Origin of the sequence: Xanthobacter sp. 126 (assembly GCF_000526175.1) — a bacterium.
GTDB classification, from domain to species: Bacteria; Pseudomonadota; Alphaproteobacteria; order Rhizobiales; family Xanthobacteraceae; genus Xanthobacter; species Xanthobacter aminoxidans.
Map to the genome: position 1 here is coordinate 4,407,193 of NZ_JAFO01000001.1, position 26,335 is coordinate 4,433,527.

Consider the following 26,335-nt stretch of genomic DNA (forward strand, 5'->3'; position numbering starts at 1 on the left):
AGTTCAACGCGCCTGCGCGCTGCTTTCGACAGGACCCCACATGACACGACAAACCTCCTCCCCCACCGCCCAGCCGCACGCCGCGGCCGCGCACCGGCCCGTCCGTTCCGGCATGGTGCTCACCGGGCTTTCCCTTGCCATCCTGCTGTCGCAGCTCGGCACCAACATCATCAACGTCGCCCTGCCCACCTTGGTGAAGAGCCTCGGCGTGGACTTCGGGGCCGTCCAATGGGTGGTGGTGAGCTATCTGCTCGTCGTCACCGCCCTCATCGTCGGCGTCGGGCGTTTCGGCGACCAGCTCGGCAAGAAGCGGCTCTATCTGTGGGGGCTCGCCGTCTTCATGGCGGCCTCGGTGCTGTGCGCCCTCTCCACCAGCCTGCCGCTGCTGATCGCCGGCCGCGCCGGCCAGGGGCTTGGCGGCGCCATCCTGATGGCGCTCTCCTTCGCCTTCGTCGGGGAGGTGTTCCCCAAGGAGCGCACCGGCTTCGCCATGGGGGTGCTCTCCACCATGGTGTCCTTCGGCATCGCCCTCGGCCCGTCCCTCGGCTCGCTGGCGCTGGCCGCCTTCGGCTGGCAGGCGGTGTTCTGGGTCAACCTGCCGTTCGGGCTTCTGGCCTTCCTTCTGGTCTCGCGCTATCTGCCCAACGCCATCGATGCGCCGAAGCATCCTGTCCCCGCGGCGCGGTTCGACTGGCTCGGCACCATCCTCCTCGCCCTGACGCTCGGCGCCTATGCGCTGGCCATGACCTTGGCCGGCAAGCAGGGCTTCGATGCACCGCTCGTGCTGCAGCTCGGGCTCGGCGCGCTCGTCGGCCTCGCATTGTTCCTCGCGGTGCAGGTCAAGGCGCGGGCGCCGCTGCTGAAGCTCTCCATGTTCGGCAACGCGCTGCTCTCCACCAGCATGGTCATGAGCGTGCTGGTCTATGCGGTGATGATGGCGACCCTGGTGCTGGGGCCGTTCTTCCTGTCGAAGGCGCTCGGCCTCGACACCCGCATGGTCGGCCTTGTCATGACGGTCGGTCCCCTCGCCGCTGCCATCATGGGCGTGCCGGCCGGCACCCTTGCCGACCGCATCGGCGCGAGGCTCGCCATGGTCATCGGGCTGGCGCTGTTCACCGTCGGGGCCTTCGTGATGTCCTGGGTGTCGCGCGACGGCGGTGTCGCCATCTACATCGTCGCCATCCTGTTCATCAGCGTCGGCCTCGCTTTCTTCCAGACGCCGAACAACACCGCCGTCATGACCGATGCGCGCCCCGAACAGCGCGGCCTCGTTTCCGGCCTGCTGGCCCTCGCCCGCAATCTCGGCCTCATCACCGGCGCCTCGCTCATGGGCGCGCTCTTCGCCAGCGTCGCCGGCGATACGGCCACCGCCACCCCGGACCTCGTGACGGAGGCCATGCGCTTCGCCTTCCGCATCGCGGCGTCCATGGCCGCCGCCGCCTTCCTCCTCTCCCTCACCACGCTGCGCCGGCGTCGCGCCTGACCCGGCTGCCAAGGACCCTTCCGATGAAACAGACAAACACACCCCTCGCGGGCGCCGAACGCCCGGTCCCGCCCGAACGCCGCCTGAGGATCGCCGAGGTCCGCAAGGTCATCGAGGTGAGCCCGCACATGCGGCGCATCACCCTCGCCTCGGCGGCGCTCATGGACTTTCCCGTCCGCCGCCCCGCGCAATGGGTCAAGGTCTTCGTGCCGACGGCCGACGGCGAGAAGCCGAGCGGACGCGCCTACACCATCCGCCATTTTCGCGAGGCGCTGTGCGAGATGGACATCGATTTCGTTCTGCACGGAGGCGGCCCCTGCTCCACCTGGGCGCAGAACGCGGCACTTGGCGACGTGGTCCAGATCGCCGGCCCGCTCGGCGGCTTCCGGCTCGATCCGGACATCTCGCATTTGCTGATCGGAGGCGACGAGACCGCGCTTCCGGCTATCGCTTCCATCCTCGAATCCCTGCCGACCGGACTTGCCGTCGATGCCTTCGTGGAAGTTCCCTGGGATGACGACGCCCAGATCCTCGCCTCGACAGCCGACGTGGAAATCACCTGGCTCCCCCGCAACGGCCGGAACGTCGGCACCAGGCTCGCCGAGGCGATGATGGGGGCGGAACTGCCGCCGGATACAGGTGCGGTCTGGTTCGCCGCGGAAGCCTCGATCGTCCGCGCGGTCCGTCGGCACTTCCAGCTCGACCGCGCCTTTCCGCGCGGCAGGCTCGTGATGTCCGGGTACTGGAAGCGGGGAGAAACCGACTTCAGGGACAGCGAAGGGGATCAATGAGGGCACCGCGCGTGCCGGTGCCGAGATCGACAAGACAGATGTTGACCACTTCGGCGGTTCGGTGAAGTTTGAGTCAGGTCGCCGGCGCAAGGGTGGCGGCCTGTATCGGTGCCAGGAGCGATCTGCCACCCGTCGGGCTGTTCGGAAAAGCTCGGATAACGCCGGACGAAAGCAGATCCCGGACCAACCGGGCTGCAAGGGAAGGGAAACGGGGAATGATCACAAGGCGGCAGGCGTTGCGTTCGGTCGGAGGCATGGCCCTCGGGGCCGGGGCCGGGCTCATGGCGGGGTCCCGTTTCGCGGCACTGGCTGCGGAAACGATCACGCTTCCCTTTGGTAATGGCGAGCGCCCGCTCGTGGTCTATCCCGGCAAACGCGCCCTGATTGGCCTGACCGCGCGCCCCCCTCAGCTGGAAACCCCGTTCTCCGTTTTCAACGACGGCATCCTGACGCCGAACGATGCCTTCTTCGTGCGCTATCACCTTGCCGACATTCCGCTCGACATCGACCCCACCGCCTTCCGCGTGGAGGTCAAGGGCAAGGTCGCGACGCCCCTTTCGCTTTCTCTCGATGATTTGAAGACCAAGTTCGAGCCGGTGGAATTCGTCGCCGTGCATCAATGCTCGGGTAACAGCCGGGGCTTCTTCCAGCCGCGCGTGGGCGGAGGACAGGCGGGCAACGGGCTGATGGGCAATGCCCGCTGGAAGGGCGTGCCGCTGAAGGCCGTGCTGGAAAAGGCGGGCATCGCGAGCGGGGCCGTCGAGGTCGCCTTCAGCGGGCTCGACCGTCCCGCCATGCCGCAGACGCCGGCCTTCGCCAAGTCCCTGAAGCTCGATCATGCGCTCGATGGCGAGGTGATCCTCGCCTACCAGATGAACGGCACGGATCTGCCCTGGCTGAACGGCTTTCCCCTGCGCCTCGTCGTGCCCGGCTACTTCGGCACCTACTGGGTGAAACACCTCAACCAGATCACCGTGCTCGACAAGCCGCTCGACAATTTCTGGATGGCCACGGCCTATCGCATTCCCGACAACGAATGCGCCTGCGTGCCCCCCGGCGGGAAACCGGAAAAGACCGTGCCGATCGGCCGCTTCGTCGTGCGGTCCTTTCTCACGAACGTCCTCGACGGCGCGAAGGTCGCGGCGGGCAAGCCCCTGCCCTTGCGCGGCATTGCCTTCGATGGCGGCTCGGGCATCGCGCGCGTCGAAGTCTCCGCCGATGGCGGCAAATCCTTCGCGCCGGCAACGCTGGGCGAGGATCTCGGCAAGTACTCGTTCCGCGAATGGCGGACAAGCGTGACCGTGCCGCCGGGAGACCACGCGATCCTGGTGCGGGCCACCAATGTGCTCGGCAAGAGCCAGCCCATGGAGGCGACCTGGAACCCCTCCGGCTATATGCGCAACGTCGTCGAAACCACCCGTATCGTGGCCGCGTGAGGGACATTCCGATGACCAGCCATCCCAAGACCCTCGCCGCCGCCCTCGTCACCGCCGCCGCCCTGGCCTGTGCCGGCACCTTCGCCGGCTTCGCGGTGGCGCAGCCCATGTCCTATGTGCTTCCGCCGGAAACCGCCGTCTTCAAGCCAGGTCCAGGGGTCGAGGCCGCGGAGAACAATTGTGCGGCGTGCCATTCGGCCGACTACATCCTCACGCAGCCGCCCAAGATGGGACGGCCGTTCTGGGATGCCGAGGTCCACAAGATGATCTCCGTCTACGGCGCCCCCATTGATGAGAAGGACGCCAAGGCGATCGTCGACTATCTGACGGCCACCTACTAGGGCCCGACGTCACAGACGTCTACATGCCATCCTGGCGAAGGGCCGCGCGGACCAGCCGCGCGGTCAGCCGGAAATGCTCCATCAGCAGCTCGACGGCCTCGTTCTCGCGTCGGGCGATGGCGGCCTGCGCGATGGCCCGGTGCTCGTCCTGCTCGTTGCGGCCGGCACGCGGGACGGTCCGCGCCGCATGGCGGTAGCGTTGCGCCGCGACATACAGCTGCGTGCAGAAATCGTTGATCCAGGACGATCCCGACGCCGCCACCAGCGCCGCATGGAAGGCGCCGTGGGCCTGCTCCCATGCGGGATTGCGTTCGGTGGTGTCGTCGGAGAGATAGCGCGGGATGGCCTCCAGCCGCTGAAGCGCCGAGGTCACGCCCTCTTCCCAGGCCAGCCCCCCGCTGCGGATCGAATTGCGCAGCCCGACCTCGTTGGCCCAGCATCGCGCCAGGATCAGCTCGTCGAGGTCCTGGAGGGTGACCGAGTGGACCCGGAACCCGCGCTGGTCGCGATGATCGAGCAGCCCCTCGCTGGCGAGCCGGTTCAGCGCCTCGCGGACCGGGCTGGCACCGATGCCATACTGATCGCAGATGGTACGAATCTTGAGCTTGGCGCCCGGCTTGATCGCCCCATCGATGATGTCGCTCCGCAGCCGTCCATAGGCCTCGCTGGCCAGGGTTGCGCTCTTCGTCATCAACAGTGCCGCGCTCCGTTCTTCGCCCACGAACCTTGGATGATCATAGCCGCTTCGTAAAGCCTGAATGATCGATAATATTGCGATGCAAAATAAAAAAATCGATATTTAAGTTGACCGACTCGGAAAATCGATATTTTTTGACGGCAGGAGAACTGCCGATGAAACTGGTCACCTTTGTTCGCAAGCCGTCCGCCGATCAGCACCTGGGTGTGGTGCTCGATGACGCCGTGTTCGACCTTACGGCAACCGGCAAGCCCGAATTCGAGAGCATGCTCTCGCTGATCCGCGCCGGCGCCGTCGATGCCGCGAAGGCTCTGGCCGAGGCCGCCCGGGGGGTGGGTAGCGGCGTGCCTGGTCTCGTCCCGCTGGAAGACGTCACGCTGCTGGCGCCGATCCCGCGCCCGGCCAAGAACATCTTCTGCGTCGGCCGCAACTACATCGATCACGTCACCGAGGGCTACAAGGCGCGCGGGCTGGACCTGAAGCTGCCGGAATTTCCCCAGTTCTTCTCCAAGCCGCCGACGACCGTCATCGCCACCGGCGACACCATCCCGCTGCACGAGGGCATCACCAACCTGCTCGACTACGAGATCGAGCTTGCCATCGTGATCGGCCGCGACGGCCGCGATATTCCGGCTGCCGACTGGCGCAAGTACGTGTTCGGCTACACGGTGCTCAACGACATCACCGGCCGCGACCTGCAGCGGCGCCACGATCAGTGGTTCAAGGGCAAGGGCCTCGACGGCAGCTGCCCCATCGGCCCCTGCATCGTCACCGACGACGCCATCGCCGATCCGCAGAAGCTCGACCTCTGGCTGGAGGTGAACGGCGAGCGCCGTCAGGCCGCCAACACCTCGCAGATGATCTTCGACCTGCCCCGCATCATCGAGGACCTCTCGCGCGGGATGACGCTGGAAGCGGGCGACATCATCGCCACCGGCACGCCCTCCGGTGTCGGCTATGCCATGACGCCGCCCCACCCGCTTCAGCGGGGTGACCTCGTGACCTGCCACATCGAGGGCATCGGCACGCTCCAGAATCGTATCGGCTGAACGAACCGCGACACTTGAAAGGGCGCGCCGCATGACCGCAGCAACCTCCACCCCCGTCGCCTGGCCCCTGGACCGTCCGCTCGCCCTTTCGGTCAGCGTGATGCTCGAAGCCTGGAGCGACGATTCCGCGCCGGGCATCGGCCCCATGGGCAACCCGCTCAAGGCCGGCGTGCTCGACCTGCAGGGCCGCTCCTGGGCCGACTACGGCCCCAAGGTCGGCACCTGGCGCATCCTCGACGCACTCGCCGCTGCCGACGTGAAGGCAGTGTTCTATGTCAGCGGCATTCTCGCCGAGCGCTACCCGGACCTGATGAAGGCCATCGTCACGGCCGGGCACGACATCGCCGCCCATGCCTGGGCGCAGAACATCGTGCCGGCCTACCAGACCGAGGCCGAGGAGCGCGCCGACCTCCTGCGCTGCGTCTCCACCATTGAGGCGACCTCAGGCCGCCGCCCGGCGGGCTGGATCAGCCCGCGCTGCACCCCCAGCGCCGTCACCTCCGCTTTGCTGGCGGAGCAGGGTTTCGCCTGGCATTCCGATATCTTCGACACGGATGTGCCCTACAAGCTGGAAACGCCGCGGGGCAGCGTCGTCGGCGTCCCGTTCACCATGGAGGTGAACGACATGCCGCTCTACATCCGCTACGGCAACGAGCCGCGCGCCTTCACCCAGATCCTGGAGCGCCTGCTCGCGAACTGGCCGGACGCCCCCAAGCGCCCCTGCTGCCTGGACATCACCGTGCACGCGCATGTGTTCGGCCGGCCCTACGGGATCATCGAGCTGATCGAGTCGCTGCGCCTCGCCCGCCGCTACGAGGCGCTGGCGCGTCTGACCACCCACGCCGAACTCGCCGCTCTGTGTGCCTGAGTCACGCCCCCGCACCGGCACGACCGGCGCGGGGGATGGCGGGCCAGAGCTTTTGACACGCATCCGAGCAGCAGGAGGCGCGCCATGGCGGCGCCAGGGCCGGTCGTTGCCATCGAGGAGCATTATCTCGATGCGGAGGTGTACGCCATCGCCGGCGGTGCCCGCGGGAGCCTCGGCACCCGCATGCGCGATCTCGGTGCCCAGCGCCTGCGTGAGATGGACGAGGCGGGCGTCGACATCCAGGTGCTCTCCCATGCGCCGCCCGGGCTTCAACGGGTTCCGGCGGCATCGGCGGCCGACGTCGCCCGGCGCGCCAACGACCGGCTCGCCGAGGTGGTGGCCGCGCACCCGACCCGCTTTGCAGCCTTCGCCTCGCTGCCCACGGCCGTTCCAGATGCCGCCGCGGGGGAACTGGAACGCGCCGTGCGGGAGCTGGGCTTCAAGGGCGCCATGATCCACGGGACGACGGATGGGCTGTTTCTGGACGACGCCCGCTTCTGGCCGATCCTGGAACGCGCCGAGGCGCTGGATGTGCCGCTCTACATCCATCCGGCCTTGCCGATGGCAGCGGTGCGGCAGGCCTATATGGGAAAATATGCCGAAACCCATCCGACCTTCGCCACGGCCGCGTGGGGCTTCACCATCGAGACCGGCACCCATGCCATGCGCCTCGTTCTATCGGGGGCGCTGGAGGCGTTTCCCCGTCTCCAGCTCATTCTCGGGCACCTCGGCGAGGGAATCCCGTTCCTCATGGCCCGCATCGACGAGGCCCTGAGCCGCGACACGCCGACGAAGGCCTTCCGCAAGCTGTTCACCGACCATTTCCACGTGACGACGAGCGGCTTCTTCTCCGACCCCGCGCTTGCCTGCTGCATCGCGGAGATGGGCGTGGACCGCATCCTGTTCTCCATCGACTGGCCCTTCGTGGAGAACGCGCCGGGCGTGGACTGGCTGCGGACGTTCGAGCTCGGCGACGCCGACAAGGCAAAGATTTTCGGCGGCAACGCCAAGAGGCTGTTGAAGCTGGCGTGAGACCGGCAGCGGCGAGGACGCGTGCCGGCGATCGGCGCGCTCCCTCATCAAGAACACAGATCAAAGCAATGCCGGGGAGGTGATTGGATGACGAACATCAGTATGGGCAAGTCCGACAGCGCGCATGCGGAGGTGATCCGCGACGTCGCCGCGCGCATCGAGCGCCTGCCGTTCTCGCGCTGGCACCTGAAGGCCCGCATCCTGATCGGTACGGCCACCTTCTTCGATGCGTTCGACGCGCTCACCATCGCCCAAGTGCTGCCGGTGTTGCGGCCGCTCTGGAAGCTCAGCGGGCCGCAGGTCGGCTTTCTCATCTCGACCGGCTATCTCGGCCAGCTTGTCGGCGCGCTCGTGGCCGGCATGTGCGCCGAGCGCTTCGGCCGCCTGCCGACCATGATTGGCGCCATCTGCATCATGTCGGCGATGAGCCTCGCCTGCGCGTTCGCCTCCGACTACGAGACGCTCCTTGTCTTCCGCACCATCCAGGGCCTCGGCCTCGGCGCGCAGGTGCCGATCGCGGCGGTGTACATCAGCGAGATCGCCAAGGCGCACAAGCGCGGACGCTTCTTCATCCTCTACGAATGCGTCTTCACCTTCGGGCTGTTCGCCTCCGGCCTGATCGGCTCCTTCGTGGTGCCGCACCTGGGCTGGCAGGCCATGTTCTTCATCGGCGTCTTGCCGATCATCATCGGCGTGAGCCTCGGCTTCCTGCTGCCGGAATCGCCTCGCTGGCTCGCGAGCCGCAACCGGGTGGCAGACGCGAAGGCCGCCATGGCGCGCATCGAGAGCGAGATCGAGGCCTCCACCGGCCAGAAGCTCGCCCCGCCCACCGAATGGGTCCCCGCGGACCCGCGCAGGTCGTCCTGGCGTGACCTGGTCGGCCCCGACTATATCAAGCGCACGGTGGTGGTGTGGGTGATCTGGTTCTCCACCTTCCTCATCACCTACGGCCTCGGCACTTGGCTGCCGACCCTGTACCGGAGCGTGTTCAACCTGCCGCTCGAAACCGCGCTGCGTTTCGGCACCATCGGCAGCCTGATGCAGCTGGCCGGCGGACTGACGGCGGGCTTCGTCATCGACCGGATCGGCCGGCGCAGACTGTTCATGGTCGCCCTGTTCGGGGCCGCGGCGGCGCTCCTCTCCATCTGGTACGTCGGCCTCACGTCGGTGCCCCAGTTCGTGGTGCTCAGCGGCATCGCCTATTACTTCGCGGGCCTGTCGGTGCTCGGCATCTATCTCTACACGCCGGAGATCTACCCGACCCGCGCCCGGGCCATCGGCACCGCCCTCGGCACCGCGTGGCTGCGGCTGGCGTCCATGGTCGGCCCGCTGATCGTGGGCTTCTTCGTAGCCGACGGCATCGGCATGGTGTTCCTCGTCTTCGCTGCGGCAGCGATCGTCGCCGGCATCGTCGTCTCGGCTCTGGCCATCGAGACCACCAACCGGTCGCTCGAAGACATCTCCCGCTGAAACCGGCGCCGGCCAGCCCGTGATGGGGCTGGCCGGTGCACTGCCGTGTCCGGCTTCCTTCGGGCATGGCGACCGATGAGGAAGGCCCGACATGGGAACAGCATCGCTCGATCTCGTCACCACCCGCTGGTCCTCGACGAATGCCGAGGACCGCTTTCCCGTCGATAACCCCGCCACCGGCGAAGTCTTCGCCATGGTGCAGGGCGGGGGCACGGCGGAAGTGGACGCGGCGGTGCGGTCGGCCCACGCGGCCTTTCTCGGCTGGCGACGCGTCCCTGCGCGCGAGCGCGGGCTTGCCCTTCTCCAGGCCAGCCGCAAGCTCTCCGAACATGCCGACGAACTTTCCGAGCTGCTCTGCCGCGAGAACGGCAAGCCGGTCCGTGACGCCAAGGCCTTCGACGTCTCCGCCCTGATCCACGCCTTCGCCTATTTCGGCAGCCTCGCCGACAAGATGAGCGGCGAGACGCTGGACATGGGCAACGTCTATTCGGTCACAGTGCGCGAGCCCTATGGTGTCGTGGCCGGCATCATCCCTTTCAACTGGCCGCCCATCCATACCGGCGCGAAGATCGCGCCGGCGCTGGCAGCCGGGAACACCATCGTTCTGAAGCCGGGCGAGCAGGCGCCGCTGACCATCATGCACATCGTCGAGATCATCAACACGGTGCTGCCGCCCGATCTCGTCCATGTGGTGCCCGGCCCCGGCGCGACCGGCCGGGCGCTCACCGCGCATCCGCTGATCCGCAAGATTTCCTTCACCGGCGCCCCCTCCACCGGCACGGCGGTGCTCAAGGCGGCGGCGGAGCGGCACGTTCCGGTGCTGCTGGAACTCGGGGGCAAGAACCCCTTCATCGTGTTCGAGGATGCCGTTCTCGACCGGGCCGTGCGCGATGCGGTGGATGCGGCCTTCTTCAACAAGGGCGAGGCCTGCACCGCGGGCTCGCGCATCCTCGTTCACGCCGACATCCACGATGCCTTCGCCGAGCGCTTTGCCGCATTCGTCCGCCGGCTGCGGCTGGGCGAGGGAACGGACCCGAAGGTCCATGTCGGCCCGCTGATCTCGAAGCCCCAGCAGCAGAAGGTCCTGGACTATATCCGCACCGGCCTGGAGGAAGGCGCCACCATCCTCGCCCAGGCCCCGCTGCCGCAGGAAGAGCGGCTGCGGAACGGCTATTTCGTCCAGCCTACCGTCTTCACCGGCGTCGCGCCGCATATGCGCATCGCGCAGGAGGAGATCTTCGGCCCCGTCACCGCGCTGATGAGTTTCCGCACCGAGGAGGAGGCCATCGCCATCGCCAACTCCACTGATTTCGCGCTGGTGGCTGGCGTCTATTCACGCGATCAGGCCCGAGCGAATCGGGTGGCCCGGGGGGTGGAGGCGGGAATCGTCTTCATCAACAATTACAACCGCGGCGGCAACGGCACCCCCTTCGGCGGCACCAAGTCCAGCGGCTACGGGCGCGAGCGGGCGGCCATGACGCTGAACGAATTCACCTATGTGAAGGCCCTGCGCATCCCCACCGGCTTCGGAGACGTGCCCCAATGGAGCGCGCTCGACGACATCGCCGAGAAGATCTGAATCGGCGGTTCCCCCGGCTTTCGTCGGCGATCCTGACTGAACGAGTGGCTGAAGTCGTCATCCCTCCGACCCATGCCCGACTTCTCTGTCATGGCAGTTGTCAGATTTGGACGAGGCTGGACCGCCCCTAGGTTCCCGGACGCCTTCTTCTCCAAGTTCGAGGCAAGGAGGCTTCGATGGGCAAAGCGAACTTCACCGAGGACTTCAAGCGCACCGCGCTTTACAGTTCGGACACAGAGAGATAGCGATCATCCGCCGGCTACGGCGAAAACCGTTTCAGATCAGGAATCCGAAACGGTGAAACCGCCGTAAGTTTTGATTTTAATGGTGGGCGCACTAGGGCTCGAACCTAGGACCCGCTGATTAAGAGTCAGCTGCTCTACCAACTGAGCTATGCGCCCGTCCGGGGTGGCCCCCGAAGGAGGCGTTCGTGTAGCAAATGAGTTTCGGGCTGGCAAGGGCCTCGGTCGGCGCAGCGGGGAAGATTTCCACAGGTCCTTTCCGCCGCCGCGTCGTCGCTTGTGGATTTACTCCTTGAACGCCTCCTCGCGACCCTTCTGCACCGATGGCAGCAGCACCACCACCAGCGCGGCCGCGGCGAGCAGCAGCAGCACGGCCGAGATGGGGCGGGTGACGAACACGGTGGGGTCGCCGCGCGAGATCAGCATGGCCCGGCGCAGGTACTCTTCCAGCATGGGGCCGATGACGAAGCCGAGCAGCAGCGGGGCGGGCTCGCAATCGAGCTTCACCAGCGCGTAGCCGAGCAGGCCGAACAGGGCCATGGTGTACACGTCGAACGTGTTGTTGTTCACGCTGTACACGCCGATGCAGCAGAACGCGATGATGGCCGGGAACATCACGTGGTAGGGCACGGTGAGCAGCTTCACCCACATGCCGATGAGCGGCAGGTTGAGCAGCACCAGCATGAAGTTGCCGACCCACATGGAGGCGATGACGCCCCAGAACAGGTCGGGCTTCTCCGTAACCACGTTGGGGCCGGGCGTGATGCCCTGGATGATGAGCGCGCCGATCATCAGCGCCATCACCGGGTTGGAGGGGATGCCCAGCGTCAGCATGGGGATAAAGGAGGTCTGCGCGCCGGCGTTGTTGGCGCTCTCCGGCCCCGCCACACCCTCGATGGCGCCGCGCCCGAATTCGCGCGGGTACTTCGAGATCTTCTTCTCGATGGAATAGGAGGCGAAGGAGGACAGCATGGCGCCGCCGCCCGGCAGGATGCCGAGGAAGGAGCCGATCACCGTGCCACGCAGGACCGGCGCGATGATGCGCTTGAACTCCTCCTTCGTGAGCATCAGGCTCTTCACCTTGGCCGCCACCAGCGAGCGCTGGTGTTCGTCCTCCAGATTGCGGATGATCTCGCTGATGCCGAACATGCCCATGGCCAGCGCAACGAAGTCGAAGCCGTCGGAGAGTTCCTGCATGTCGAAGGTGAAGCGCGGCGTGCCGGTGTAGATGTCCTGGCCGGAGAGGCCGAGGATCAGCCCCAGCACGATCATGGCGATGGCCTTGACCACCGAGCCCGAAGCCAGCGTCACCGAGGCGATGAGGCCGAGCACCATCAGCGAGAAATATTCCGGCGGCCCGAACTGCAGCGCGAGGTTGGCGAGCGGCGGCGCGAACAGGGCGAGCAGGAGGGTCGCCACGGAGCCGGCGAAGAAGGAGCCCAGCGCCGCCGTGGCGAGCGCCGCGCCCGCCCGGCCCTTGCGGGCCATCTGGTGGCCATCGATGGCGGTGACGACCGACGAGGATTCGCCCGGCAGGTTGATGAGAATGGCGGTGGTCGAACCACCATACTGGGCGCCGTAATAGATGCCCGCGAGCATGATGAGGGCGGAGACCGGCGGCAGGCCGAAGGTGAGCGGCAGCAACATGGCGATGGTCGCCACCGGGCCGAGGCCGGGCAGAACGCCGATCAGCGTGCCGAGTAGCGCGCCGACGAAGCAGTAGAAGACGTTCTGCAGCGACAGCGCGACCGAGAAGCCGAGGGCGAGATTGTCGAGAAGGTCCACGGGCGCCTCCTCAGTATCCGCCGAGCCACGGGCCGAGCAGCGGCAGCGGCAGGCCGAGCCCCTTGATGAAGACGGCCCAGGCGAACACCACCATCACGGCGGTGTTCAGCAGCGCCGTCCGGAAGGTGAACAGGCGCGAGGCCAGCGCCGAGACGAACACCGAGATGCCGAGGGCGGGCAGGAAGCCGAGGGGCCGCACACCGAAGCCGAAGAACACCACCGCGCCGGTGATGACGAGCACCGCCCGCCAGGCGATGCCACTCGGCATCTCGCCAGGGAAGCGCAGCCCGTTGACGAGGATGATGAGCCCGAGCAGGCCGAGCAGCGCCGAAAGCACGAGCGGGAAGTAGCCCGGCCCCATGCGCACCGCCGTGCCCATGGGCAGGTCCTGCGTCTGCCAGCCGAACAAGAGCCCGAGGGCGATGAAGAGGAGGCCCGAGAGGACGTCCTTCGGATTGCGGATGATGTTCATGTCCCCCCTCGGTGCCGGCGCGTTTTGGTTGCGCTCTGACAGGTGGCCTGCTGTGGGAAGGCCCGCGCGGCTGGCGCCGACCGCGCGGGATGCGTTCCTGAAGGCTCGCCGGCGCGGTCTTGAACCCCGCCGATATCAGCTGGGGCGTCGGGCCGGCATGCTGCGGCCACGACGCTGGATGCCGCGGTGGGTGGTCAGTCGGCGTAGACGCCGGCGCCCTGGATCACCGGCTTCCACTTGGCGATCTCGGCGATGACGAAATCCTTGTGGAAGGCTGGGCTGCGGCGGTCCTTCGGCTCCGGCTCGGTGCCGAGGTCGGCGAAGCGGGCGATCACCTTGGGATCGTTGAGGGCGACGTCGAGGGCGGCGTTCAGCTTGTCGACAATGGCCTTGGGCGTGCCCTTGGGGGCATAGATGCCGTGCCACACCGCCACTTCGAAGTCCTTGAGGCCGCTCTCCTGCATGGTGGGCAGGTCGGGCAGCGACTTCACGTGGCCCTTGGTGGTGACGGCATAGGCCTTCACCTTGCCGCCCTTGATCTGGCCGGTGGTGTTGGTGGTCTGGTCGCACATGAGGTCGATCTGGCCGCCGACGAGGTCGTTCATGGCCGGCCCCGTGCCCTGATAGGGAACGGTGGTCATCTGGGTGCCGATCGACGACATGAACAGCATGCCGCACAGGTGCGAGGCGGAGCCGACGCCGGCATTGCCGTAGGTCACCTTGTCCTTGTTCGCCTTCACATAGTCCACGGCCTCGGCCATGGTCTTGGGGGCGAAGCCGGGCTTGGCGATCATGGTCATGGGCACGGCGGTGACGAGGCCCACCGCCTCGAAGTCGGTCGCGGGATTGTAGGGCAGCTTGCGGTAGAGCGTCGCCGCGGTGGCCTGGCCGATATGGTGGAGCAGGATGGTGTAGCCATCGGGCGCGGCCTTCGCCACCTGGCCCGCGCCGCGGGTGCCGCCGGCGCCGCCCACGTTCTCCACGACGACCTGCTGGCCCAGCGTCTTCGACATGGATTCGGCGACGAGACGCGCCACCGTGTCGGTCGGGCCACCGGCCGCGAAGGGAACCACCATGGTGATCGGCCGCGTAGGATAGTCCTGCGCCGTCGCCGTCGCAGACAATCCGATCGCCGCGGCGAGCGCGAGGGCGGCCGAGAGCATACGCATGGGCATTCTCCTCCTTGAGGGATCCTTTGGCGTCCCCTTCTGAACCCTTTTGAAGGTCGCGGCGGCCGCTGCGTCAAGCCCGAACTTCCGTAGGGTTGTCGGCAGCATGGCACCTCACCGGCTCCCGCCTCGCCACCTTCTGGCCGCATCACGGCCACGCTGGGTCACACAAGCATCTGGCAAAGCACGGTTTTTCCAGGCGATTTCCGCGAGGAACAAGCGCGGGCCGGGCCGGTTCTCTTGAGACGACTCTTGAAAGGAGACGCCATGAGAATCTCGCGCTCGCCCCTCACCCGAGCCCTGCTCTCCACGGCGGCGCTCGCGCTCGCGGTTCCCGCCGTCGCTTCGCTCGCCTTTGCGACGCCGGCAACCGCGCAGCAGGCCCAGAAACGGAGCCAGGGCCAGCCGCAGCAGGCCGGCCGTGAGCGGGTAGACATCAACATCTTCTACGAGCCGCTGGCCGAGCACGGGAGCTGGGTGCGCCATCCCGACTATGACTACGTCTTCGTGCCCTCCGGGCTCGACGCGTCTTGGCGGCCCTATCAGGAGGGGCGCTGGCTTTGGACGGACGACTACGGCTGGTACTGGGATTCGGCCGAGCCATTCGCCTGGGCCACCTACCATTACGGCCGCTGGGGCTATGAGCCCGCCTATGGCTGGTTCTGGGTGCCCGGCGACACCTGGGCGCCGGCCTGGGTGACGTGGCGCAGCGGCGGCGGCAAGACCGGCTGGGCGGCCATCGCCCCCGATTCCCGCGGCTATGCCTATGGCGCGCCGCGGGTGATGGACCCGCCGGTGGCGGAAAGCTGGGTGTTCGTGGACAACCGCTACCTCGCCGCGCCGGAGCTGGCGCTGCATGTGGCGCCCATCGCGCAGATCGCCGTGTGGCTGTCGCGGGACAATCCGCGCGTCTACCAGCCGCTCTATCGCGACGGGGTGGTGACGACCCGCTTCGTCGACCGCAACGACTATGCGAGCGTGATCGAAGGCGGCATCCCCTCCCGCCGGGTTGTCTTCGTGGACAATTACCGGGACGAGTTCGTCGATCGCGGCGGCTATGTGGGCATTTACGGCCCGCGCGTCGCCCGCGCGAACCGCGTTCCCCCGCCGCCGCGCTTCGAGCGCGAGCTGCCGCAGGACCGACGCATCCTGGTGCGCAACTATGTGGGTGAGCGGGTGCCGGGGCTGGCCGCGCCGTCGGCCGCTTTGCTCTCGGTCATCGACGACAGCCAGCGGCGCCAGCTGCGCGAGCAGCGCTGGTCGGGCAACAACCGCGCCTATGAGCGGGAGATCGACCAGCTGCGCGAGCGCCAGCGCGACCGCATCCAGAAGACCGTGGAGGAAGCAAACCGCAACGCCGGCGAGATGCAGGAAAAACGCCTGGAAGCCGTCAAGGCGCGGAACGAGAAGCTGCAGCAACGCGTGGAGCAGCGCCAGGAGCGGGCGCAGCAGGTGATGGACAAGATCCGGCAGGAGCGGCCCAACACCCTGCCCGCCCGCGCCACCGACGACGCCCGACCGGGCGCCCCCGGCGCTCGCCCCGGCATGCCGAACGTGCCGCCGCCCGGCGCCGGCGATGCCGCCCGTCCCGGCGCGCCCGGTACGCCGCCGGGCACCCCGCAGCGCAATCCCGATGCGCCGACCACGCCGCCGGACCGCACACCGCCCAATGCGGCGCGTCCCGACACGCCGCGCAGCGGCCAGCCGGAGCGCAGCGAGCGGCAGGCCGAGCCGGACCGCGCCCGTCAGCCGGATGCGGCGTCGCCGGCGAGCCCCGCCGAGCGTCAGGACAGGCGGACCCAGCCCGATCAGGGCCGCCAGCCGGAAACGCCGCCCAACCGGCCGGGCACCCCGGCGCAGCCGAGGCCAGACGGCAACGCGCGTCCGGAGCAGAACAGTGCGCCGAACCGCCCTGCCGTGCCCACCAACCCGGATCGGGGCCGCGAGGATCGCCCGTCTCCCGGCCAGATGGACCAGCCGAAGAACGCCCCCTCCCCGCGCGCCGACCGTGAGCGGCCGGAGCGCCCCAGCCGCGATCAGCCCCGCCCCGTGGATCGGGCGGCCACGCCCGACCGCGCTGCCCCCGACCGTCCCGCGCCCCAGCGCGCCGCGCCGGCCGAGCGGCCGGCCAACCGGGCGCAGGGTGATGGCCCGGCGCGCGAGCCCGCCGCCCCGGCGGCCCGCGAGCGCGCCCAGCCGGGCCCGACGCCGGGCGGAGCCGCCGCCGGTGCCGCGCGCCCCGGTCCCGCGACCCCGGCCGCCCGGACGGGCGGCGCAGGTAGTCCCGGTGGGGCCGCGGGCGCGCCCGGTGGCGACGGCCCCGGTCGCAACTGATCCCCGCAACGAAAAAGGCCGCCCCATGGGGCGGCCTTCTTTGCTTGTGACGGGCGGGAGGCCTCAGCTCAGCCTGCGGCGCTCTGGGCGTTCATGCTCTGGCGCTTCATCTGCAACTTGTTCAGCGCGGTGATGTAGGCCTGCGCCGACGCCACCAGCGTATCGGGATTGGCGGCGCGGGCGGTCACCACCTTGCCATTCTCCTCGAGGCGCACGGACACCTCGGCCTGCGCATCGGTCCCCTCGGTGACGGCATGGACCTGATAGAGGTCGAGCTTGGCCTGATGCGGCACCAAAGCCTTGATGGCGTTGAAGGTGGCATCCACCGGGCCGTTGCCCTCGGCCTCCTCGGTGATGACGCGGCCGTCCACCTCGACGCGCATGGTGGCGCGCTGCGGGCCGTGTGTGCCGGCGATGACCGACAGAGACAGGAGCTTGATGCGATCGTGGGAAACCGCGATCTCCTGATCCACCAGCGCCTCGATGTCCTCGTCGTAGACCACCTTCTTGCGGTCGGCGAGGTCCTTGAAGCGGGTGAACGCATCGTTGAGCGCGTTCTCGCCCAGTTCGTAACCCATGGCCTTGAGCTTGTCGCGGAAGGCGGCCCGGCCGGAATGCTTGCCCATGACCAGCGAGGTCTTGGAGACGCCCACGCTCTCGGGCGTCATGATCTCGTAAGTCTGGGTATGCTTCAGCATTCCATCCTGATGGATACCGCTCTCGTGGGCGAAGGCGTTCCGGCCGACGATGGCCTTGTTGTACTGCACCGGGAAAGATGTCACCGCCGAGACCATCTTGGAAACGCGGGTGAGCATCTTGGAATTGATGCCGGTGCGATAGGGCAATACGTCCGAGCGGGTGTCGATGGCCATCACGATCTCTTCGAGCGCGGCATTGCCCGCACGCTCGCCGATGCCGTTGATCGTGCATTCGATCTGCCGCGCACCGCCGGCGAGGCCGGCCAGAGAATTGGCGACCGCCATGCCGAGGTCATTGTGGCAATGGACGGAGAAGATGGCCTTGTCCGAATTAGGCACGCGCTCGCGCACGGTGCGGAAGAGCGCCTCATATTCGCCGGGGGTTGTGTAGCCGACCGTGTCGGGGATGTTGATGGTGGTGGCGCCGGCCTTGATGGCGGCCTCCACGCACCGGCACAGGAAGTCGATCTCGGTGCGGGTGCCGTCCTCCGACGACCACTCCACGTCTTCCACGTGGTTGCGGGCGCGGGTGACCGAGGCCACCACCATCTCCAGCACCTCGTGCGGCTCCTTCTGGAGCTTGTACTTCATGTGCACGGGCGAGGTGGACAGGAAGGTGTGGATGCGCCCGCGGCGGGCGTGCTTCACCGCCTCGGCGCAGCGGTCGATGTCGTTCAGGGCCGCGCGGGAGAGGCCGGCGATTGTGGCGTTCTTGGTGCGGCGGGCGATCTCCGCCACGCTCTCGAAATCACCGATGGAGGCGATGGGGAAGCCCGCCTCGATCACGTCCACGCCCATCTCGTCCAACACCTCGGCCACTTCGAGCTTCTCCTCGAAGGTCATGGAGGCGCCGGGGCACTGTTCGCCGTCGCGCAGGGTGGTGTCGAAGATGATGACGCGGTCGTTGGCGCCGACGGTGTTGCTGGCAGTCATGGGAGCGGTCCTTCTGGCATCCGGCGCGGCCCGTCTGGGGGCATGTTGTCCGGATCATAAGCCGAAAACAGGCGCCGGGTCTTCAGGCCCAGCGGCGGCGGTTCCCCTGAGTGCCCAGGCGCAAGCCCGGCCGGCCCTCAGGGGCGGCTAAGGAGAAGAAGCGCGCGCAGAATGAGAGCGTTGCCCGGAACCTTGATGGTCCGGGGCTGAGAGGCGGCGGTCTTGGTCGTGCGGGACGACACGGGGCGCTCTGCTCTTCGCTCACGAGTACGGGAGGCTGCTCATAGCCGAATGGAACGGCCGAAGCAAGGGGGCGTGGGGTTAGGTGGGCTGCCTCCCGCTGGCTCCCCGTTCTCCTACTGGACAGGCAGAATGCGCTTTCCGGTCCGCGCAGCCTCATCATAGATGCGGGTGTCGCCCGGCTTCAGGGAATAGCAGGTCTGGGCGATCACCGGCGTGCCGGCGGCGAGGAGCTGGCCCACGGTGGCGAAGCGGTAGCCCTTGGCGCGCAGCGCGGGGATGAGGATCTTCAGCGCCTCGGCCGTGTGCTTGCCGCGACCGTTGGCGTGCATCAGCACGATGGAGCCGGGCTTGATGCCGCGGAGCATGTCGTCGGCCATGCCCTTGGCGCCGATGAAGGCGGGATCGCCGGAATCAACGTCCCACTGGATGGCGAGGTGGCCGGTGTCGTTCACATAGTTCAGGGATTCGGCGCTGCACGAGCCATAGGGAAAGCGAAACAGGCTGATGGCCTGCGGCTTGGGCAGCATGCAGCCCTTCGCCTCCGCCTGCTTGCGGCCGAGGGCGAGGCCGATGTCGGCGTCATCCACCTGCCGGCGCATGGCTTCGCCTGTCTTCACGGTGAGATTGGCATGGGACCAGGTGTGGTTGCCCATCTCGAAGCCGGGATCGGCGGTGAGCTGCCCGCCACGCTCGGGATGGCTCACCATCCACTTGCCGCCGGCGAAGAAGGTGGCGGCGATGCCCTCGCTGCGCAGGTAATCCACGAGGGCGCCGTCATAGCCAGAGGTCTCGCTGGAGGCCTCGCACAGATCGAAGGTGAGGGCGACCATCTTGACCCCCGCCGGGAGGTCCACCCGGCGGATGGAGCCGCGCAGCGCGGCCGGCACCGGCGCCGAGGTGGGCACCGAGATGTCCGGCAGCTGACCCGGCCCACCGGTGTGCGGCCGCACGATCTCCTCGCCCGGCTTCGCCGCCAGCGCCTGGGGCGGATAGCAGGCCGGGCCAGCGGCGTGCGCAGGCGCGCAGAGGCCGGCGAGCAGGAGCGCGGCAAAAAGCGAACGGAGCGGCAGTCGGATCGAGGGCAAGGCGTCACCGGCACAAAGCATCGCCATCGGGCGGCGGCGCACCGGCTTAGCCCTGCGCGCGGCGCATTTCCAGTGGCCGCACGGCTCGGTTGCGGTCACTTGCTGTTGCGCGGGGAAACATGGGCGTCGAACGAATGGCGGCCCTACGGGTCCCATCAGCGTCGCGTGACGGCCGATCAACAGAATCCATTTGAATGCAGGCGGCCTGACGGAGTACGCGGCGAGGGCGGGCCGATGGCCCCCCTGATCCGGGACGTCCCATGAACATCCTCTCCATCCAGTCGCACGTCGCCTACGGCCATGTGGGCAACGCTTCCGCCGTGTTCCCGCTGCAGCGTCTGGGTGTGGAGGTGTGGCCCATCAACACCGTGCAGTTCTCCAACCACACCGGCTACGGCGCGTGGCGGGGACAGGTGTTCGAGGCGTCCGTGATCGGCGATCTGGTGGAGGGCATCGCCGAGCGCGGAGTGCTGTCGCGCTGCGACGGCGTGCTCTCCGGCTACATGGGCTCGGCCGATATCGGTGCCGCCATCCTCGATGCGGTCGAGCGGGTGCGGGCGGCGAACCGCAACGCCGCTTATTGCTGCGACCCGGTGATCGGCGACGTGGGCCGCGGCATCTTCGTGCGTCCGGGCATCCCGGAATTCATGCGCGAGAGGGCAGTGCCCGCCGCCGACGTCATCACACCCAACCAATTCGAGCTGGAGCTTCTCACCCGCCGCACCTGCACGACGCTCCCGGAGGCCATCGCCGCCTGCGACGCGCTGCACGCGCTGGGACCGAAGGTGATCCTCGTCACCAGCCTGCATGTCAGCGAAACGCCGTCCGATTCAATCGATCTCCTCGCCTCAGGGCCGGATGGGCGATTCCTGGTGCGCACGCCGCGCCTCGCCCTCTCGCTCAACGGCGCGGGCGACGCCATCGCCGCTCTGTTCTTCTTCCACGTGCTGCGCACGGGCTCCACCGCGCAGGCGGTTTCCCTTGCCGCATCCTCCATTTACGGGGTGCTGTCGCGGACCGAAAAAGCACAGTCTCGGGAATTGCTGCTGGTGGAAGCGCAGGAGGAGTTCGTTACCCCTTCCCGGCTCTTCCCGGCCTCGGCGATCTGAGGCTAAATTGTGGCAAGTAAGTAAAGAGGCCGGCGTGGGGGCGCGGGTGCTCTTGTAGCGTTCGAGAGCTGAGATGCCGCGCCGGTACGTGACCCTGGACGTGTTCACCACCCGCCCTTTCGGCGGCAATCCGCTTGCCGTGGTGCTCGACGCCCAAGGGCTCGACGACGCGGCCATGCAGCAGATCGCGCGGGAGTTCAACGTCTCAGAGACGGTGTTCGTGCTGCCGCCGAAGAACAAGGCGAACCGCGCCCGCATCCGCATCTTCACCGTCGCCCACGAAATGCCGTTCGCCGGCCATCCCACCGTCGGCGCCGCCGTGCTCCTTGCGCTGGAGGACAAGCTCGCCACGGGTACCCTGCGCATCGAGGAGACCATCGGCACAATCACCTGCGAGGTGACGACGCAGGGCGCCACGCCGGCCGGCGCGCGCAAGGGATCGGCCGTGTTCACCGCGCCACGCAAGGGCGAGATCGAGGAGGTGAACATCTCCCGCGCAGCCTGCGCCGAGGCGCTGAACCTGGACGAGGGCGACATCGGCTTCGACGCCCACCGGCCCATCGTCGCCAATGCCGGCGTGCCCTTCCTGTTCGTGCCGCTGGCCGACCTGACGGCGCTCGCCCGCGCGCGGCCGGACGAAGCGGCCTTCATCGCCTCCCTCGGCGGCTTCGGCGAAGCGCTTTACCTCTACACGCTGGACGAGGAAGGCGACGCGGACTTCCGCGCCCGCATGTTCTCCCCCGGCCTCGGCACGGAGGAGGACCCGGCCACCGGCTCCGCCGCCGCCGCTTTCCCCTGGGTGCTGCTTGACGCCGAGAATAGGGTGGACGGCCACCACAAGGTGCGCATCGACCAGGGCTTCGAGATGGGCCGGCCGAGCCGGGTCGACCTCGGCTTCACCGTGAAGGGTGGGCAGGTCACGGGCGCCACCATCGGCGGCGGTGCGGTGGTGATCGCCGAGGGCGTGCTGCATATCTGAAAGACGCCAATGGGTAAGGTACCATACTTGAGCACGGCCAATAGGTGGCATTGAAACAACTCACGCTCGTGGGCCGGATTTGAGCCTGCTTTCGCGTGCGGCCGGGCTTGGCAGTGGCTTGATCGCGCCTATGTCTGCCGCATCGCAGCACTCCCGGCCCCACGCCAGAGGTTTCCTTTCATGAGCGCGACTTCCCTGTTCGAACCCTTCCGCCTCGGCGAACTGACGCTGCCGAACCGCATCGTCATGGCGCCCCTCACGCGCAACCGTGCCGCCGCCGGCTTCGTGCCGAGCGACCTCGCGCCGCAATATTACGCCCTGCGCGCCGATGCCGGCCTCCTCATCACCGAGGCCTCGCAGATCTCCCAGCAGGGCCAGGGCTATCAGGACACGCCCGGCATCTATTCCGACGCCCAGGTCGAAGGCTGGAAAAAGGTAACGGACGCGGTGCACGCCAAAGGCGGGCGCATCTTCATCCAGCTCTGGCATGTGGGCCGCGTCTCCCACACCTCGCTGCAGCCGAACGGTGGCGCGCCGGTGGCGCCTTCCGCGCTCACCGCGGCCACCAAGACCTTCGTGAACAACGGCTTCGCCGAGACCTCCGCGCCGCGCGCGCTGGAGCTGTCCGAAATCCCCGGCCTCATCGCGGACTATCGCCGCGCCGCCGCCAACGCCATCAAGGCTGGCTTCGACGGCGTGGAGGTCCACGGCGCCAACGGCTATCTCATCGACCAGTTCCTGAAGGACGGTTCCAACCAGCGCACCGACGCCTATGGCGGCTCCATCGAGAACCGCGCCCGCTTCCTGCTGGAGGCGATGGACGCCATCATTGCCGAGATCGGCGCCGCCCGCACGGGCCTGCGCCTGTCGCCCGTATCGCCGGCCAACGGCATCTCCGAGAGCAACCCGCAGGCGCTCTTCAATTACGTGATCGACGAACTGGAGAAGCGCCACCCGGTCTATATCCACGTCGTTGAGGGCGCCACCGGCGGCCCGCGCGACGTGGCGCCGGACTTCTCCTTCGAGGAGCTGCGCAAGCGCTACAGCGGCGCCTGGATGGTGAACAACGGCTACGACCTCGCCCTCGCGAACGCCGTGCTGGCAGAAGGCAAGGCGGACCTCGTGGCCTTCGGCAAGCCGTTCATCTCCAATCCCGACCTCGTGGAACGCCTGCAGCGCAACGCGCCGCTCAACGAGCTGGACCGCGACACGCTCTATGGCGGCGGCGCCAAGGGCTATATCGACTACCCGACCCTGAAGGACGCCGCCGCGTGAGCGGCGGCTGGGGTCAGGACTGGACCGTGGACCGGCGCATCGCGCCGGTCCATCGGCTTGATCTTGCCTTCGAGCCCGGCGGCTGGACCGAGATGGCCCCCCGCCGCGCCGAGATCGAGGCGTATTTCGCCCGCCGCGCGGCCGACAATCCGCATCTGTGGAACGGGCCGATCCTGCTCCTCGCCCGCCATGGCTTCGCGGACGGCGTGCTCTCCGGCGCCTTCCGCCAGACCGATTTCGCCGCCTTCACCTTCTGGCGCGACGAGGGCTGGAAGGATGAGGGCATGGTCAATGCCTTCGCTCTCGCCGCCATCGAAGGCTCGGACGGCGGCTTCGTGCTCGGCGTCATGGGGCCGCACACCGCCTCGGCCGGCCGCATCTATTTTCCCGGCGGGACGCCCGACCCGTCCGATATCACGGCTGACAACCGCGTGGACCTCCACGCCTCCATGCTGCGCGAGCTGACCGAGGAGACCGGGCTCCGGCCCGCCGACATCCTGCGCGACGAGGGCTTCACCGGCCTGTTCGACGGGCCGCGCGTGGCCCTCATGGGCCGCCTCGTGTTCGATGCCCCCGCCGAGGACCTCGCCGCCCGCATCCGCACCTTCCTCGCAGCGGAAACCCAGCCGGAACTCGCCGATGTGGCGGTGGTGAAGAGCGAAGCCGACCTCACCCCCGCCATGGCCCCCTTCGCGGTGGACTACATGCGCTGGCGCTGGGCGGGAAACTGAGAGCGCGGCAGCGCCGGGCGGCGCCCTCGCGGGAGGCCTGTCCGCCCGCGCCATTAACGTCCGGTTCACCAAACGTTAAGCTTCACGCAACCATAAGGACCACAGTGACGTTGTGATCACGGCTCTCGATGGAGGATCAGGGGCATGAACACGGTCATTGCGTTTCCCGATACGGCCCGCCAGCCGGCGCGGCGCGGATCGTCCCGTGCGGATCGCGGCGCAAGCCGGCCGGAAGGGGCGGAGATCGTCATCCTGCCGGTGGTGCGCATCGAGCGGCACGTTTCGGCCCTGCCCGGCCCGACGCCCGAGGCAGAAGGCGTCTTCCGCCCGCGCCGCAGCCACTGACGTCAGGCGAACGCGCGTTCAGTTCAACGGCGAGCAGGTCGCCGCCTCGAGTTGCCGGCGCACGAGTTCCCGCATCCCGCGCTCGCGCACGAAGGCGCGCACGGCCACGATGCCTTCCCGCGAGGGAGATTCGATCACCAGCCGGTCGGCGGCGGTGATTTCCTCGTCTTCCGGTAAAGCCGCCTTCTGCTTGCTGGTCATCAGATCCAGCTCGATCACCTTGCCCGCCGCCTGGTCGCTCAGCGCGTAGAAGGCGAGCGCTTCCGAGGTGTAGAAGGAGACGGAGGTGTAGTCGGCGGTGGCCGGCACACGCACCTTCAGCGGCGCCCCTGACAGATCATAGAGGCAGATGGCCGAGATGAAGGCCGGGTCCGTCATGGGCAGCGTCTGCTCCTGCGGGGTCGGATCCGGCAGCAGGGTCAGGACATTGGAATCCATCAGCTCCGAGAGCCGCGCATAGGCATTGCGCTCGGCGAGCGCCGGCATGGCGAGGATGGACACGATGTGGGCGATGGCGCCCAGCACCACCGAAAAGGCGATGAACAGCAGCAATTGCCCGGGCGTGCCGAGGCGCGGCCGCACGAAGCGGGGACGCGCGACGTGGGGGCGCGGCAGCCGCGAGAAGAACCGGCCCAACAGCCGCCCGCCACGCGCCGCGACCTCGGATGCCTCCCCGCGCAGATCGTCGAGGGTGGTCACAGGCAGGCCTCCCGCGTGATGCGGGGCAGCACGGCGGCATCCGCACCCGAGGTGAAGGAGAAGGGCGCGTCATAGAGCCGGAGCGCCACCTTCAGCCGCGGCCGGGCGCCGGTGGGGAGCCAGTTTCCGGTGCGCGCGCGGGGCGAAAGGCGCACGTCGATGGCGCCATTGTCGCGATAGACCACCTCGGCGCTGGTGAAGCCGAAGCGTCCGGCGTCGTTGGGGATCAGGTTGCCGTCCTGGTCGGTGACGGTCAGCGTCCACAGCCGCGCCTGCGGCAGCACGCCGACGATGCGCGTCTCGCAGCGCCCGTCCAGCGGGTTGCCGGCATCATCCGTCGTGGCGAGGAAGAGCAGGCCGTCGGCAAGCTCCAGCGGCAATTCCCCCGAGCGGGCGACAAAGGCGCGGGCGTACGGGTCGGCCTTGGAGGTGCCGGACCGCGGCCAGCCTTCCCAGGAGCCCACGCGCACGTTGTCCAGCCCCCGCGAGTGGGTCACGGAAAACCAGGTGACGCCCAACCCGAGGATGGTGGCGATGAGAAGCGTGAAGGCGAGCGGCAGTAGGCGCACGGGAGGTCCGAAGCTATCCGCCTCTATCTAGCCCACAAAGCCGGCGCGGGCAAAAGCCGGCGCCGGGATGGCCCTCGTGGGCTCATTTGCCCTCGAAGCGCGGTGGCGTCTTCTGCACGAAGGCTTTCACGCCTGCGGCGAAATCCTCTGTGCGGGCGCTGGCGATGAAGGCGTCGCGCTCGGCATTGAGCTGCTCGGAGAGGCTGTGGCCGAAGGAGGAGCGCAGAAGGTGCTTGATGCGGCCATAGGCCAGCGTCGGCCCCTCCACGAGGCGCTTCGCCAGCTTGTCCGTCTCCGCCGCGAGTTCGGCCGCGGGCACCACCTTGTTCACGAGCCCGAGCCGCAGCGCCTCCTCCGCCTCCACGGTATCGGAGAGAAGCGCGATCTCCATGGCCTTGCGCAGCCCCACCACGCGCGGCAGCGAGAAGGTGGAGGAGCCGTCCGGCGAGGTGCCGATTCGGGTGTAGGCGAGAGTCATCTTCATGTCGTCGGCGGCAATGGCGAGGTCCGCCGCCAGCGCTACCGAGACGCCCGCCCCCGCCACCGCGCCGTGCAGGCTGGCGATCACGGGCGCCGGCATGGCGGCCAAAGCCAGGATGGCGTGGTGAAATGGATCGATGATGGCGCTCACCACCTTGGGCGCATCCGGCCCGGCAGCGTGGAATCGCGCCACATCGCCGCCGGCGAGGAAGGCCCGCCCCTCCCCCGAGAGCACCACGACGCGCACGGTCTCGTCCCGACTCACCTTGTCCACGGCCGCCGCGAGAGCCAGCACCGAGGCCTCGTCCAGCGCATTCAACACGTGCGGACGGTTGAACCGGATGCGGGCGATCCCGTCCGCGATGTCGAGGCGGACAGGGCTGTTCTCGGGGGTCATGGGCGTTCCTCGCGCGATTCTTGAGCGGCCGCGGGGGACGCGAG

Annotated in this window: 24 protein-coding genes and 1 tRNA gene; 15 read left to right on the forward strand and 10 right to left on the reverse strand. The window is 68.1% G+C overall.

The features are described 5' to 3' along the window. Positions 1-40: 40 nt before the first annotated feature. The 4 genes from XAN126_RS0120875 (at position 41) to XAN126_RS0120890 (ending at position 4,051) form a co-directional block, all read left to right on the forward strand. Positions 41-1,483 carry an MFS transporter gene (locus XAN126_RS0120875; RefSeq protein ID WP_024280501.1) on the forward strand — a complete coding sequence of 481 codons (1,443 nt, stop codon included), beginning with the start codon at positions 41-43 and terminating at the stop codon, positions 1,481-1,483. A gap of 23 nt (positions 1,484-1,506) precedes the next feature. Beyond that, positions 1,507-2,274, forward strand: coding sequence for a siderophore-interacting protein (locus XAN126_RS0120880; protein ID WP_024280502.1), 768 nt, complete (start codon positions 1,507-1,509; stop codon positions 2,272-2,274). 215 nt (positions 2,275-2,489) lie between these two features. Continuing rightward, the gene (locus XAN126_RS0120885; protein WP_024280503.1) at positions 2,490-3,710 is read left to right on the forward strand and encodes a molybdopterin-dependent oxidoreductase; all 1,221 of its coding nucleotides are present in this window, start codon (positions 2,490-2,492) and stop codon (positions 3,708-3,710) included. A gap of 11 nt (positions 3,711-3,721) precedes the next feature. Further along, entirely contained in the window at positions 3,722-4,051 is a 330-nt protein-coding gene (locus XAN126_RS0120890; protein WP_024280504.1) for a sulfite:cytochrome C oxidoreductase subunit B, read from the forward strand. 19 nt (positions 4,052-4,070) lie between these two features. Here XAN126_RS0120890 and XAN126_RS0120895 read toward each other — a convergent pair whose 3' ends face one another. Continuing rightward, entirely contained in the window at positions 4,071-4,742 is a 672-nt protein-coding gene (locus XAN126_RS0120895) for a GntR family transcriptional regulator (RefSeq protein ID WP_024280505.1), read from the reverse strand. 161 nt (positions 4,743-4,903) lie between these two features. Here XAN126_RS0120895 and XAN126_RS0120900 point away from each other — a divergent pair, with 161 nt between their 5' ends. From XAN126_RS0120900 to XAN126_RS0120920, 5 genes are all read left to right on the forward strand, one after another. Beyond that, positions 4,904-5,797 carry a fumarylacetoacetate hydrolase family protein gene (locus tag XAN126_RS0120900; protein WP_024280506.1) on the forward strand — a complete coding sequence of 298 codons (894 nt, stop codon included), beginning with the start codon at positions 4,904-4,906 and terminating at the stop codon, positions 5,795-5,797. A 31-nt stretch (positions 5,798-5,828) separates the two neighbouring features. Next, positions 5,829-6,665: a polysaccharide deacetylase family protein gene (locus XAN126_RS0120905; protein ID WP_024280507.1), complete on the forward strand. Its 837-nt coding sequence runs from the start codon at positions 5,829-5,831 to the stop codon at positions 6,663-6,665. Positions 6,666-6,749: 84 nt separating this feature from the next. Continuing rightward, positions 6,750-7,697, forward strand: coding sequence for an amidohydrolase family protein (locus tag XAN126_RS0120910; RefSeq protein WP_024280508.1), 948 nt, complete (start codon positions 6,750-6,752; stop codon positions 7,695-7,697). Between the two features lie 87 nt (positions 7,698-7,784). Further along, positions 7,785-9,167 carry an MFS transporter gene (locus XAN126_RS0120915; protein WP_024280509.1) on the forward strand — a complete coding sequence of 461 codons (1,383 nt, stop codon included), beginning with the start codon at positions 7,785-7,787 and terminating at the stop codon, positions 9,165-9,167. A 91-nt stretch (positions 9,168-9,258) separates the two neighbouring features. After that, positions 9,259-10,746 (forward strand): aldehyde dehydrogenase family protein, encoded by a 1,488-nt coding sequence (locus tag XAN126_RS0120920; protein ID WP_024280510.1) that lies wholly within the window; start codon positions 9,259-9,261, stop codon positions 10,744-10,746. 325 nt (positions 10,747-11,071) lie between these two features. Here XAN126_RS0120920 and XAN126_RS0120925 read toward each other — a convergent pair. The 4 genes from XAN126_RS0120925 to XAN126_RS0120940 all read right to left on the reverse strand — a co-directional run bounded on the left by XAN126_RS0120925 (position 11,072) and on the right by XAN126_RS0120940 (position 14,414). Further along, positions 11,072-11,147, reverse strand: a tRNA-Lys gene (locus tag XAN126_RS0120925). Positions 11,148-11,273: 126 nt separating this feature from the next. Next, entirely contained in the window at positions 11,274-12,773 is a 1,500-nt protein-coding gene (locus tag XAN126_RS0120930) for a tripartite tricarboxylate transporter permease (RefSeq protein WP_024280511.1), read from the reverse strand. Positions 12,774-12,783: 10 nt separating this feature from the next. Then, positions 12,784-13,245, reverse strand: a complete 462-nt coding sequence (locus XAN126_RS0120935; protein ID WP_024280512.1) for a tripartite tricarboxylate transporter TctB family protein — start codon at positions 13,243-13,245, stop codon at positions 12,784-12,786. A gap of 194 nt (positions 13,246-13,439) precedes the next feature. After that, positions 13,440-14,414, reverse strand: coding sequence for a tripartite tricarboxylate transporter substrate binding protein BugD (locus XAN126_RS0120940; RefSeq protein WP_024280513.1), 975 nt, complete (start codon positions 14,412-14,414; stop codon positions 13,440-13,442). A gap of 267 nt (positions 14,415-14,681) precedes the next feature. Here XAN126_RS0120940 and XAN126_RS0120945 point away from each other — a divergent pair, with 267 nt between their 5' ends. Next, positions 14,682-16,748: a DUF6600 domain-containing protein gene (locus XAN126_RS0120945; protein WP_024280514.1), complete on the forward strand. Its 2,067-nt coding sequence runs from the start codon at positions 14,682-14,684 to the stop codon at positions 16,746-16,748. 68 nt (positions 16,749-16,816) lie between these two features. On the opposite strand, the gene XAN126_RS0120950 is transcribed toward XAN126_RS0120945, so the two are convergent. Together XAN126_RS0120950 and XAN126_RS0120955 are read right to left on the reverse strand one after the other, a co-directional pair. Then, positions 16,817-18,379, reverse strand: coding sequence for a 2-isopropylmalate synthase (locus tag XAN126_RS0120950; RefSeq protein WP_024280515.1), 1,563 nt, complete (start codon positions 18,377-18,379; stop codon positions 16,817-16,819). A gap of 356 nt (positions 18,380-18,735) precedes the next feature. Continuing rightward, entirely contained in the window at positions 18,736-19,707 is a 972-nt protein-coding gene (locus tag XAN126_RS0120955; protein WP_197024076.1) for a polysaccharide deacetylase family protein, read from the reverse strand. Between the two features lie 260 nt (positions 19,708-19,967). Between XAN126_RS0120955 and pdxY the strand changes: the two genes are divergently transcribed. The 5 genes from pdxY to XAN126_RS0120980 all read left to right on the forward strand — a co-directional run bounded on the left by pdxY (position 19,968) and on the right by XAN126_RS0120980 (position 24,146). Next, complete coding sequence (gene pdxY, locus XAN126_RS0120960; protein WP_024280517.1) at positions 19,968-20,816, forward strand: pyridoxal kinase PdxY; 849 nt, start codon at positions 19,968-19,970, stop codon at positions 20,814-20,816. 73 nt (positions 20,817-20,889) lie between these two features. Further along, entirely contained in the window at positions 20,890-21,795 is a 906-nt protein-coding gene (locus tag XAN126_RS0120965; RefSeq protein ID WP_024280518.1) for a PhzF family phenazine biosynthesis protein, read from the forward strand. A 180-nt stretch (positions 21,796-21,975) separates the two neighbouring features. Beyond that, positions 21,976-23,070, forward strand: a complete 1,095-nt coding sequence (locus XAN126_RS0120970; protein ID WP_024280519.1) for an alkene reductase — start codon at positions 21,976-21,978, stop codon at positions 23,068-23,070. Continuing rightward, positions 23,067-23,801, forward strand: a complete 735-nt coding sequence (locus tag XAN126_RS0120975) for a hypothetical protein (protein WP_024280520.1) — start codon at positions 23,067-23,069, stop codon at positions 23,799-23,801. Before XAN126_RS0120970 ends, XAN126_RS0120975 begins: the two co-directional genes overlap by 4 nt. Positions 23,802-23,945: 144 nt before the next feature. Beyond that, positions 23,946-24,146 carry a hypothetical protein gene (locus XAN126_RS0120980; RefSeq protein WP_024280521.1) on the forward strand — a complete coding sequence of 67 codons (201 nt, stop codon included), beginning with the start codon at positions 23,946-23,948 and terminating at the stop codon, positions 24,144-24,146. 18 nt (positions 24,147-24,164) lie between these two features. Here the strand turns inward: XAN126_RS0120980 and XAN126_RS0120985 are convergent, their stop codons facing one another. From XAN126_RS0120985 to XAN126_RS0120995, 3 genes are all read right to left on the reverse strand, one after another. Then, on the reverse strand, positions 24,165-24,845 hold the full coding sequence (locus XAN126_RS0120985) for a DUF1254 domain-containing protein (protein ID WP_245272308.1): 681 nt from the start codon (positions 24,843-24,845) through the stop codon (positions 24,165-24,167). Next, positions 24,842-25,414 carry a DUF1214 domain-containing protein gene (locus XAN126_RS0120990; protein ID WP_024280523.1) on the reverse strand — a complete coding sequence of 191 codons (573 nt, stop codon included), beginning with the start codon at positions 25,412-25,414 and terminating at the stop codon, positions 24,842-24,844. The genes XAN126_RS0120985 and XAN126_RS0120990 overlap by 4 nt, the downstream gene beginning before the upstream one ends. Positions 25,415-25,496: 82 nt before the next feature. After that, complete coding sequence (locus tag XAN126_RS0120995) at positions 25,497-26,291, reverse strand: enoyl-CoA hydratase-related protein (protein WP_024280524.1); 795 nt, start codon at positions 26,289-26,291, stop codon at positions 25,497-25,499. Positions 26,292-26,335 lie beyond the last annotated feature (44 nt).

Coding starts and splice junctions, on each gene's coding strand:
- XAN126_RS0120875 (WP_024280501.1), top strand. CDS start 41: ATGACACGACAAACCTCCTCCCCCACCGCCCAGCCGCACGCCGCGGCC.
- XAN126_RS0120880 (WP_024280502.1), top strand. CDS start 1,507: ATGAAACAGACAAACACACCCCTCGCGGGCGCCGAACGCCCGGTCCCG.
- XAN126_RS0120885 (WP_024280503.1), top strand. CDS start 2,490: ATGATCACAAGGCGGCAGGCGTTGCGTTCGGTCGGAGGCATGGCCCTC.
- XAN126_RS0120890 (WP_024280504.1), top strand. CDS start 3,722: ATGACCAGCCATCCCAAGACCCTCGCCGCCGCCCTCGTCACCGCCGCC.
- XAN126_RS0120895 (WP_024280505.1), bottom strand. CDS start 4,742: ATGACGAAGAGCGCAACCCTGGCCAGCGAGGCCTATGGACGGCTGCGG.
- XAN126_RS0120900 (WP_024280506.1), top strand. CDS start 4,904: ATGAAACTGGTCACCTTTGTTCGCAAGCCGTCCGCCGATCAGCACCTG.
- XAN126_RS0120905 (WP_024280507.1), top strand. CDS start 5,829: ATGACCGCAGCAACCTCCACCCCCGTCGCCTGGCCCCTGGACCGTCCG.
- XAN126_RS0120910 (WP_024280508.1), top strand. CDS start 6,750: ATGGCGGCGCCAGGGCCGGTCGTTGCCATCGAGGAGCATTATCTCGAT.
- XAN126_RS0120915 (WP_024280509.1), top strand. CDS start 7,785: ATGACGAACATCAGTATGGGCAAGTCCGACAGCGCGCATGCGGAGGTG.
- XAN126_RS0120920 (WP_024280510.1), top strand. CDS start 9,259: ATGGGAACAGCATCGCTCGATCTCGTCACCACCCGCTGGTCCTCGACG.
- XAN126_RS0120935 (WP_024280512.1), bottom strand. CDS start 13,245: ATGAACATCATCCGCAATCCGAAGGACGTCCTCTCGGGCCTCCTCTTC.
- XAN126_RS0120940 (WP_024280513.1), bottom strand. CDS start 14,414: ATGCGTATGCTCTCGGCCGCCCTCGCGCTCGCCGCGGCGATCGGATTG.
- XAN126_RS0120945 (WP_024280514.1), top strand. CDS start 14,682: ATGAGAATCTCGCGCTCGCCCCTCACCCGAGCCCTGCTCTCCACGGCG.
- XAN126_RS0120950 (WP_024280515.1), bottom strand. CDS start 18,379: ATGACTGCCAGCAACACCGTCGGCGCCAACGACCGCGTCATCATCTTC.
- pdxY (WP_024280517.1), top strand. CDS start 19,968: ATGAACATCCTCTCCATCCAGTCGCACGTCGCCTACGGCCATGTGGGC.
- XAN126_RS0120965 (WP_024280518.1), top strand. CDS start 20,890: ATGCCGCGCCGGTACGTGACCCTGGACGTGTTCACCACCCGCCCTTTC.
- XAN126_RS0120970 (WP_024280519.1), top strand. CDS start 21,976: ATGAGCGCGACTTCCCTGTTCGAACCCTTCCGCCTCGGCGAACTGACG.
- XAN126_RS0120980 (WP_024280521.1), top strand. CDS start 23,946: ATGAACACGGTCATTGCGTTTCCCGATACGGCCCGCCAGCCGGCGCGG.
- XAN126_RS0120995 (WP_024280524.1), bottom strand. CDS start 26,291: ATGACCCCCGAGAACAGCCCTGTCCGCCTCGACATCGCGGACGGGATC.